Here is a 9,152-nt window from a genome sequence, read left to right on the forward strand (position 1 = left end):
CGGACCCCGCAGCGGCCCGGCGTCGTGCGGCCGGCGCCCACCGGTCGCGCGAACGGGGGCGTCGCACGCGTGCGACGCCCCCGTTCGTCCGGTGGCCGGAGATACGTTCTCGGGTGGACCGCTCAGACGGTCGCGCCGGCCAGCTCGCCGCCGAGCTCGCGGCCGCGGGTGGCGGCGGTCTCGTGCGCGGAGGCGGCGGAGGCGTCCGCGGCGTCGATCAGACCGGACATGGCCGGGACGACGCGGGCCAGCGTCAGCTCGGGCACGATGAACTCGGCCTTCAGACCCAGCACGGTCCCGAGGGCGTGGGTCAGGTACGGCACGGCGAAGTCGTTGCCCTCCTGCGGGGTGCCCTCGGCGTAGGAGCCGCCGCGGCTGCTGACGACCGTGACGGGGGTGCCGGCGGCGCTGGGGTTCTCGGTGCCGCTGGTGCGACCCGGCAGGATGACGTGGTCGAGCCATGCCTTCAGCGTCGAGGGAATGGCGTAGTTGTAGAGGGGCGCGCCGATGAGGATGGCATCGGCCTCTTCGAGCTCGCGGATCAGCTGGTCGCGCAGGGCCGCGGCGCTCTGCTGCTCGGCGGTGCGCTCCTCGGCCGGGACGAATCCGGCACCGTAGGCGTCCGCGTCGATGTGGGGAACCGGCTCGGCGGCCAGGTCGCGGTGGATGACCGTGCCATCGGGGTGGGCGGCCTCCCATGCCTCGCGGAAGCTGGCGGTCACGGCGCGGGAGACGGAGTTCTCGCGGGCCAGGGCCGAGTCGATGTGCAGCAGCGTTGCCATGGGGTGATGCCTCCAATACCTGAAGTGAGTAGCTCTCACTGGGTGCGCTGCTATTAGTACCACAGAGGCTTACTTTTCTGCACCTGCAAGATGTTTTCCAGTAGGCTGGGGCCATGACTGAGATCGGGGCACGACAGGCGGCCGGCACCGACGAGCAGAGTGTCTGCCGGGAGCCGGCGGACGGCATACAGCGGGTGTTCTCCCTGCTGGGCAAGCGGTGGACCGGGCTGCTCATCGCAGCCCTGATCAACGGCCCGGGTGGCTTCGCGACGCTGCGGCGCTCCGTGCCCGGCATCAGTGAGCGCATGCTCTCCGATCGACTGACGGAACTGGCCGAGCTGGGGCTGGTGACGCGTGAGGTCGACGCGGGGCCGCCGCTGCGGGTCCAGTACCAGCTGACCGCCGCCGGGCATGCGCTGCGACCCGCCATGCTGGAGCTGACCAGTTGGGCGGACCAGCACCTCGCGGACGGCGCGGCCTCCTGTCCCGAGCAGTTCCGCACCGAGGGCTGAGGTCGGTGGGGCCGGCGCGCGGGGCCGCGGCGGCGGCCCGGGTGGACAGGTGGAGCGCGTGGTCCGTTTCACGTGAAACATCGATGTGCGGGCCCCGTGGCGGGCCCGCGGTGCTGCCGCGCCGCAGTCGTGCGGGGTGTACGGCCGGGCCGGGCGAGGGGTGTCCGACGAGGGATCGTCCCCGGGGGACGGCCTGTGCCATGCCGCGTAGCCTGTTCCGCGTGACCACCCCGGAAGACGCACAGCACCGGCCCGGCTCCTACGACGCTCCTGGCGAAGGGGCGGGTGATCGGGCGGAGACCCCTCCTCCGTACCCGGAGACCTTCGGCGCTGCGGGAGACCCCGCGGCGCCGGAGCACGACACCGCCGCGGCGGCTGCCGCGGACCAGGCAGCCACGGAGCGGTTGGAACAGGCCGTTCGTGCGGTCGAGAACGCGCTCATCGAGTACGAGATCGCGGTCGAGTCCTTCCGGGTCGAGGTGGAGAACTTCGCGCGGCTCCACGAGGAGCGCCTCGGCCCCCTGCACCAGCGACTCGAGGAGTTGGAGGCGCTGATCGCCGAGGCGATCGCTGCGCAGACCGGTGATCCGGCCGACCGCCGCCGCGCCGAGGAGGCGCGAGCCCAGCTGCTGCCCATGCCGCAGCTTCCCGGGCTCTTCGAGGGCTGGCTGGAGGCGGAGGGAATCCGCTCGGACGCCGTGGCGATGCTGACCGGGCAGTCCGTCCAACCCCCACCGCGAGTGCGCCCCGGGGAGCAGGCGCGCAAGCTCTTCCGTGAACTGATGCGAGCAGCGCACCCCGACCTCGTCACCGACGAGACCGAGCGCGGTCGCCGCGGCGCCTTCGTCGCCCGGGTGAACCAGGCCTACGCCCGTGGCGACGTCGAGGCGCTGCAGCGGCTCTTCGACGAGTGGGCGGCCGGTCCCGCTCCCGAGCCCACCCCCTTCACGCGGGCCGAGGAACTCGCCGCCCGACTGGAGTGGCTGGCGTCCCGCAAGGAGAGCCTTGCCGTCGAGGCCGCGGAGCTCGAAGCCGGCGCCGTCGGCTCGATGCTGCAACTCGCCAAGGACGACCCGGACGCCCTGCTGGAGGAGATCGCCGCCGACCTGCACCGGAAGATCGGCGAGCGCGAAGCCGAACTGCACCGGCTGCACGGCGGTGCCACCTACGCCACCCCCGCTCAGGGGGACGGCGGCTGGGACGCCGGAGGGGCGAGCGGCTACGGTGCCGGCACCGGCCCTGCGTCCGCCGACGAGAGCCGGAACCAGGGCGACTCCGAGGGCGGCGCCGGAGCGCCCCGCACGGGGCAGGGCAGCTGAGCCCGGGCGGCGGTCGGCGGGCCGTGCGCCCGTGCCGCCGCGCTGCCCGGCATGAGTAGGGTGCAGGCATGAACTTCATGCAGGTGCCCACCGTCACTGTCGAATCCCTGCCCGCCGACGGTCTGCTGCTCGACGTCCGGGAGTCCGAGGAGTGGGCCGCGGGCCGCGCCGAGGAAGCGCTGCACATCCCCATGGGCGAGGTCGTGCAGCGCCTCGGCGAGATCACTGAACGCGCGGACGGCGGCCGGGTGCACGTGATCTGCAAGGTCGGCGGCCGCTCCGCACAGGTGACCGCCTACCTCGTGCAGCAGGGCGTCGACGCCGTCAACGTCGACGGCGGCATGCTCGCCTGGGCCGACGCCGGCCGGGCCATGCAGGGCGACCACGAGCAGCCGTTCGTCCTCTGACGGCGGACCGGCTTCCCCGCCGGTCCCACGGTCTCCCGCCCCGGCCCCTGCCGCGTCACGGCAGGAGACGCTCCGGCACGGCAGGACACGGCAGGACACCAGCAGGCGCGGGGTGACGGAGCGCGGCGCGGCCGGTCGCGGCGTCTCGTCCGCCCCGGCGCAGCCCGCCGTCGACGGACGCTCGACCGCGCTCAGGCGGCACCCGGCCGCGGCAGGGCGGCCTCCACGAGGTCCGCCGCTCGCTGGGTGCCGCCCTCGCGGAGTGCCTCGGCCCGCAGCTCGGCCAGCCGCTCCTTCATCCCGGGGTCGTCCGCAACCTCCAGCAGCGCCGCGCGCAGCGCGAGCGGTGAGACGCCCTCGGAGTCCACCCGGCGTGCCACCCCGAGCGAGACCAACCGGTCGGCGTTCATGAACTGGTCGGTTGCCTGCGGCACGGCGATCATCGGCACCCCGTGGTGCAGTCCCTCCTTCGAGCCTCCCATCCCGGCGTGGGTGACGAAGGCGTCGGCGTGGGCGAGTACCGCCGGCTGCGGTACCCAGGAGTGGATCTCGATGTTGGCGGGGATCTCGCCCAGCAGCGCCGGGTCGGTCTGCCTGCCGATCTGGAGGACCACGTACCAGCCGGGCAGGTCGCCGAAGGCGGCGATGCAGGCGCGGTAGAACTCCGGGAGGTCCGTGAAGGCCGTGCCGAGCGAGACCAGCAGCAGTCGCCGTCCCGCCGCGGCCGCCGGGCGCTCCCACCCGGCGGCGGTGTCCCGGGCACCGAGACAGGCCCCGACGAACGCGTAGCGGTCGGGATCCACGCGCTCGGCGTGCGGCTGCATCGCGCGGGGAATGACCGCGATGCACCGCGGCGGCCGGCCGAGGAAGGCGTCGGGGTCGGTGGTGGTGGCGCCGACCTGCCGCAGCCACTGTTCGGCCTTGGTCCGGTAGGCGTCGGCGCCCGGCTGCGCGCGCAGCCACGCGCCCACCTCCTCCTCGTAGCCCTCCCACGCCACCGCTGCGGGCGAGAGCTGCACCAGTCCGACCCCCTGGGTCTCCGCCAGGACTCGGAACGGGGCGCCCGCGATGTCCGCGAGGTAGAGGTCCGGCCGGTCGTCGGTGAAGTGCCCCCGCAGCTGCGGCAGCACCTGGATCGCCTCGTCGAGGAAGAGGTCCATGGCGGCGACGGGCGACTCCGGCCAGTCCGCCTCCGGGAGGATCGAGGTGTACGGCACCAGTTCGGCCCCGGTGCCGGTGACCAGCTCCGCGACCCGTCGGTCGTTGGCGTAGCTGACGCGGTGGCCGCGGCGCACCAGTTCCCGGATGACCTCCAGGTGCGGGTAGACGTGGCTCACGGCCGGGATGGACAGCATGGCGATGTGGGCGGGGCGGGGGCGGGTCACAGGCTTCCTCTTTCGTCGCATGTCGGGCGCGCACTCTACGGTACGAGACGTCCCGTCTCGTGTCCAAGTCGCGCGCCTGGGCCTCCCGGGTGGGCCCGCCGGGGTGGTCCACCCCCGCGGCTGCCAGAGCCTGTTGTGGCGCTGCGCTCGGTGCCCGTAGTGTCGCCCCCGGTGACCGATCGCGTGCGAGGGGACGGCCGATGACCGCCGAGGAAGTCCGCGACACCGGCAGGCGCCGTGATGCCGCCACCGCCTCCGACACGGGGCCCGGCGCCGTGTCGCGGCCCGCCGACGCCCCCGATCGGGTCACGCGCCGGTGGCTCGCCGCGCTGGACCTCACCACCGTCTCGCCCGCCGAGTTCGCCCGGCTCGCCGCCGGCCTCACCGACGCCGAGGTCGCCGACCTCGCCGCCGATCCGGTGCTGCGCAAGCGGGTGCTGGACGAGGTGTTCGCACGGATGCCCTGCCAGATGCGGGCCGAGGCCGCCGTCGGGCTGTCCGCGCTGATCCGCTGGGAGATCGTCGGGGCCACCACCGAGACCTACGAGGTCACCGTGGATGCCGGCCGCTGCGTGGTGCGCGCAGGGGCTTCGCCGGCCGCGCCGCGCACCACGCTGACCCTCGGCGATCTGGAGTTCCTCCGGCTGACCTCGGGCGCCGCCAACCCGTTCGGGCTCTACGTGGCCCGACGGGTGCGGGTGGCCGGCGACCTCGCGCTGGCCGCCGGTCTCTCCCGGCTGTTCCTGGTACCGACTGCCGACTGAGCGGCGCCTTGCCTCGGCTCCCGTGCTCGCGCCGGGGTGCCGGCCGCGGGAGCACTCGGTCGGACGTGGTCAGCCGTCTGCGTCCGGTGCGTCGACCGGTCGACCGGTCGACGCCTGCTAGCGTGCGCGAAATCGGACATCGCGCCCATGTCGGTCGGCTGGGTCGCGCCGCAGTGGACCCGAGGGGGCCCGGAGCATGGCACGGACCGTACTGATCACCGGCGGCAGCAGCGGCATCGGCCTCGCCGCCGCCAAGCGCTTCGCCTCCGACGGGGACCGCGTGGTGATCACCGGTCGCCACGCGGACCGCGTGCGGGCGGCCGCCGACGAGAGCGGAGCAGAGGGCGTCGTCTGCGACGGCACCGACCCGGCCCAGGTGGCGCGCCTGGCGGAATCGGTCGGCGACGAGCTCGACGTACTGGTGAACTCCGCCGGAGGGCTCCCGGAGTTCACCGCCTCGGCCCACTCCCGGTTGGAGACCACACTCGCCGAGTGGAACGCGGCGCTCAGCAAGAACCTCCTCACCGCCGTCCTCACCACCACCGCGGTCCGCGACCGGCTGCTGGCCTCCGGGAGCGGGACCGTCATCTCGCTCGGCGCGATCGGCGCCGACCACGGCGCGGGGTCCTACGGCGCGGCGAAGGCCGCGCTCGCGGCATGGAACGTCGTGCTGTCGTCACTGCTCGGTCCGAAGGGCGTCACCAGCAACGTCATCGCCGCCGGCTTCGTCGACGACACCAACCTCTTCCACGGGCGGATGACGGACAGCCGACGCGAGGGGTTGGTCGCGGAGACCCACGACAAGCGGCCGGGCGCCGTCGACGACATCGCCGCCACCATCCACTTCCTCGCCTCGCCGGGCGCCCGCCACATCACCGGGCAGACCATCCACGTCAACGGCGGTGCCCACACCACGCGGTGACGGCGCGCCACCGACACGGAGAGCCGGCAGCCGGCGGGCTTCCCGTCGCCGGTCAGACCCCGTCCCGCGGTGTCCCGCCGACCCGACGGCAGAGGTAGCGGGCGAACACCCGCCCCCGGTAGTCGCTGCGCAGCACCTCGAAGCCGGCGCGCTCCAGCATCGGCTCCAGCAGCCACCGGAAGGTCGAGAACTCCGTCCGCAGGTGCTCGGCGTAGTCCGCCGCCGTGTAGCCCTCCGCCGGGTCCACGGCGGCCGCGTCGGCGACCCACCGGTGGAACATGGGCTCCGCCTCGGCCGGCGAGCAGTCGTACACCAGGTCCGTGAGGAGCAGCAGTCCTCCGGGGCGCAGCATGTCGGCGATCCGCTGGAGCGCGACCGCCTTCCACACATCCGGCAACTGGTGCAGCGCGTGCCGGGTGTGGACCGCGTCGGCCGGGGCACCGCGGTGCTCGTAGCTCAGGAACCCCGCCGCCACCTGGGTCAGGCCGGTGACTGAGGCCGCCGTCGCGGCACGCGTCAGATGGTCCCGCATCGCGGGGGAGACGTCGACCGCCACCACCGAGCCGAACGCCTGGGCGGCGGCCAGCGCGAACCGGCCGGTCCCGGAGCCCAGGTCGACCACCGTGGCATGGGGGCCGGTGCCGTGCTCCCGCAGCAACGCGATGTCCGGCTCCGGGTCGGGTTCGCCCTGCTTCCGGTCGAACCCGGCGACGAAGGCGGGGTCGAGATGTTCGGCGCCCGCGAACGCGGCCTCGTCCGGCCGGAAGGACGGCGGTCCGCCGGCCGCGCCACCGGGCGCGCGGGTGGGCGGCGGCGGTGCGGCCGGTGCGACGGTCGGTGCGTCGGGCGTCGCGGGACCGGTTCCGGCGGGGGCCTGCGGCGGCGACGCGGGCGGTGGCGGCGGTGCGGCGGGAGGGGCGGCGCCGGGGAAAGGACCGGCGCCGTCGGGTACGGCGGGCGGAGCGTCGCCCGGATCCGTGGGGGCGATGGGCGCCACCGGTCCGGAGGAGGTGGGACGAGCGGGGGCCGGATCTGCGGGCGGCCACGCCACCGGGCGCGTCCCGTCCTCCGCCGCCTCCGGCACGATCGCCGCCACCGGCCCGGCGGTCGAGGGTCGCGCGGGGGAGGAGGCCGACCGGCTCCGGGGCGCGTCGTGGGCCAGGGGATCGTCCGGCGCGGCACCGGCGAGGGAGTCGTCGACGACGCAGAACCGGTTGCCCTCGGTGTCCGCGAGGACCACGAAGTCCGCGTCGGCCGGATAGTGCTTCCACAGCACCCGCTCGGCGCCGAGCCCCACCAGCCGCTCGATCTCCGACCGCTGCTCGTCGGCGGTCGGGACGTGCAGGTCGAGGTGGAGGTGGGGGAACTCGGGTGCGGGCCGGTCGCTGACGTCCATCGCCAGGCCGGGTCCGCGGCCGTCCGGCGGCAGCAGGACCAGCCAGGCGTCCGGGTCGTCCGGGTCGCGCTCGACGTAGCCGAGCGCCGCCTTCCAGAACTCGGCGGCGCGCCGGTCGTCGGCACACCCCAGCACGATCATGTCCAGGCTCAGCACGTCCGCTCCTCTCCGTGTCCGACCCCGCCGTCACGGACGCGGCCGGTCCGCATGACCGTCCGTCGCGTCAGCGTAGGCACGGGGCGACCGGGCGCGCACGCCCGAATCACGCCGTCCGGCCGTAGCCCGCCCGCCACCGGCGGGGGCGTTCGGAGGCGTTCGGCGGCGGGCCCGGGGGTGGCGCGGTCGCTAGGGGCGGGAGCCCTCGGGGATCTCCTCGGCGGCCGGCGGCGGCCCGGGCGGGGTGCCGTCACCGAACGGTGTGCCGCCCAGTTCCTCGCGGTGGTGCGGCGTCAGCCAACCCGAGAGGTCCGGTCCGGCGGGGACGATCTGGGTCGGGTTGATACCGGTGTGGACCTGGTAGTAGTGGCGCTTGATGTGGTCGAAGTCGACCGTGTCGCCGAACCCCGGGGTCTGGTACAGGTCGCGCACGTACCCCCAGAGCACCGGGTCCTCGGTGAGCTTGTTGCGGTTGCACTTGAAGTGGCCGTGGTAGACGGCGTCGAAGCGGACCAGCGTCGTGAACAGCCGGATGTCCGCCTCGGTGATGTGGTCCCCGACCAGGTACCTCCGGTTCGTCAGCCGCTCCGACAGCAGGTCCAGCCGGCGGAAGACGTCCGCGTACGCCGCCTCGTACTCCTCCTGCGAGGTGGCGAAACCGGCGCGGTACACGCCGTTGTTGACGTCGCGGTAGACGCCGTCCATCACCTCGTCGATCTCTGCCCGGAGCGCCTCGGGGTAGAGGTCGGGGGCGCCGGGGCGGTGGAGCTCCGTCCACTCCGTCGCCAGATCCAGCGTGAGCTGCTGGAAGTCGTTGGTCACCAGCTTCCCGCTGGGCACGTCCACGATGGCGGGGACGCTGACCCCGCCGGGGTAGTCGGTCTCCCGCGCGTCGTACGCCTCGTGGAGGAAGCGGATGCCCAGCACCGGGTCGCGGTCGCCCGGGTCGAGGGTGAAGCGCCAGCTGCGGTCGTCCTGGAGGGGGTCGGTGACCCCCAGCGAGAGCGCGTCCTCCAGGCCGAGCAGCCGGCGGGAGACCAGCGCGCGGCTGGCCCACGGGCACGCGCGGCTCACGACCAGCCGGTAGCGGTCCGCCTCCACCGGCCAGCCGTCACGGCCGTCGGCGGTGATCCGGTCGTCGAAGTGGCTGCGGGAGCGCTTGAACTTCTTCCGTCCGTAGGCGGTGTTGCCGTCCTTGCTGTCGCTGCCGCCGTCCGCGCTGGTCTCGCCGGTGTCTCGGGCCGTGCTGGTCTGCCGGTCGTCGGTCATCGCGCTCTCCCTCGCCATCGCTCGTCGTCCGGGCTCGTCGTCCGGGCTGGTTGCCGGCCGCGCCGTCCGCCGCGCCGCTCGGGTCCGGCCACGCCGCTCGGCCACGGGGCCGGCCCCGGGGCGGATCGCCGTGGCCGCCCCCTCCACGGCGTGCAAGGCCCTGCGCCGCTGCGACACCTGCCGCGAGCCGTTCGACCACGTCAAGGAGGTGCGGCGGTGATCTTCCACCCGCTCACCGTG

Annotated in this window: 9 protein-coding genes and 2 pseudogenes; 6 read left to right on the forward strand and 5 right to left on the reverse strand. The window is 74.3% G+C overall.

Going from position 1 to position 9,152, the window contains the following annotated elements:
* Positions 1 to 122 precede the first annotated feature (122 nt).
* A complete protein-coding gene (locus HCN52_RS17930) occupies positions 123 to 782 on the reverse strand; it encodes an FMN-dependent NADH-azoreductase (protein ID WP_168089467.1) in 660 nt (219 codons plus the stop codon).
* Positions 783 to 895: 113 nt separating this feature from the next.
* Here HCN52_RS17930 and HCN52_RS17935 point away from each other — a divergent pair, with 113 nt between their 5' ends.
* The 3 genes and pseudogenes from HCN52_RS17935 (at position 896) to HCN52_RS17945 (ending at position 3,020) form a co-directional block, all read left to right on the forward strand.
* Positions 896 to 1,294, forward strand: coding sequence for a winged helix-turn-helix transcriptional regulator (locus tag HCN52_RS17935; protein ID WP_168089468.1), 399 nt, complete (start codon positions 896 to 898; stop codon positions 1,292 to 1,294).
* Positions 1,295 to 1,494: 200 nt separating this feature from the next.
* Positions 1,495 to 2,445: pseudogene (locus HCN52_RS24865) on the forward strand (J domain-containing protein); the annotation flags it as partial.
* Positions 2,446 to 2,681: 236 nt separating this feature from the next.
* Positions 2,682 to 3,020, forward strand: a complete 339-nt coding sequence (locus HCN52_RS17945) for a rhodanese-like domain-containing protein (protein ID WP_168089469.1) — start codon at positions 2,682 to 2,684, stop codon at positions 3,018 to 3,020.
* A gap of 191 nt (positions 3,021 to 3,211) precedes the next feature.
* On the opposite strand, the gene HCN52_RS17950 is transcribed toward HCN52_RS17945, so the two are convergent.
* On the reverse strand, positions 3,212 to 4,426 hold the full coding sequence (locus tag HCN52_RS17950; protein WP_376767152.1) for a macrolide family glycosyltransferase: 1,215 nt from the start codon (positions 4,424 to 4,426) through the stop codon (positions 3,212 to 3,214).
* Between the two features lie 179 nt (positions 4,427 to 4,605).
* Here HCN52_RS17950 and HCN52_RS17955 point away from each other — a divergent pair, with 179 nt between their 5' ends.
* Together HCN52_RS17955 and HCN52_RS17960 are read left to right on the forward strand one after the other, a co-directional pair.
* Entirely contained in the window at positions 4,606 to 5,169 is a 564-nt protein-coding gene (locus tag HCN52_RS17955) for an SCP2 sterol-binding domain-containing protein (protein WP_168089470.1), read from the forward strand.
* Positions 5,170 to 5,365: 196 nt separating this feature from the next.
* Complete coding sequence (locus HCN52_RS17960; RefSeq protein ID WP_168089471.1) at positions 5,366 to 6,091, forward strand: SDR family NAD(P)-dependent oxidoreductase; 726 nt, start codon at positions 5,366 to 5,368, stop codon at positions 6,089 to 6,091.
* A gap of 52 nt (positions 6,092 to 6,143) precedes the next feature.
* Here HCN52_RS17960 and HCN52_RS26225 read toward each other — a convergent pair whose 3' ends face one another.
* The 3 genes and pseudogenes from HCN52_RS26225 to HCN52_RS17975 form a co-directional block, all read right to left on the reverse strand.
* On the reverse strand, positions 6,144 to 7,187 hold the full coding sequence (locus tag HCN52_RS26225; protein ID WP_312876758.1) for a class I SAM-dependent methyltransferase: 1,044 nt from the start codon (positions 7,185 to 7,187) through the stop codon (positions 6,144 to 6,146).
* Positions 7,188 to 7,271: 84 nt separating this feature from the next.
* A pseudogene (locus HCN52_RS25575) lies at positions 7,272 to 7,643 on the reverse strand (VOC family protein); the annotation flags it as partial.
* A 189-nt stretch (positions 7,644 to 7,832) separates the two neighbouring features.
* Positions 7,833 to 8,912, reverse strand: coding sequence for a glutathione S-transferase family protein (locus HCN52_RS17975; protein ID WP_168089472.1), 1,080 nt, complete (start codon positions 8,910 to 8,912; stop codon positions 7,833 to 7,835).
* A 130-nt stretch (positions 8,913 to 9,042) separates the two neighbouring features.
* Between HCN52_RS17975 and HCN52_RS26520 the strand changes: the two genes are divergently transcribed.
* Positions 9,043 to 9,132 carry a PaaD-like zinc ribbon domain-containing protein gene (locus HCN52_RS26520; protein WP_446696974.1) on the forward strand — a complete coding sequence of 30 codons (90 nt, stop codon included), beginning with the start codon at positions 9,043 to 9,045 and terminating at the stop codon, positions 9,130 to 9,132.
* The last annotated feature ends 20 nt before the right edge of the window (positions 9,133 to 9,152 follow it).

It is taken from the genome of Streptomyces bohaiensis (genome assembly GCF_012033785.1).
GTDB classification, from domain to species: Bacteria; Actinomycetota; Actinomycetes; order Streptomycetales; family Streptomycetaceae; genus Streptomyces; species Streptomyces bohaiensis.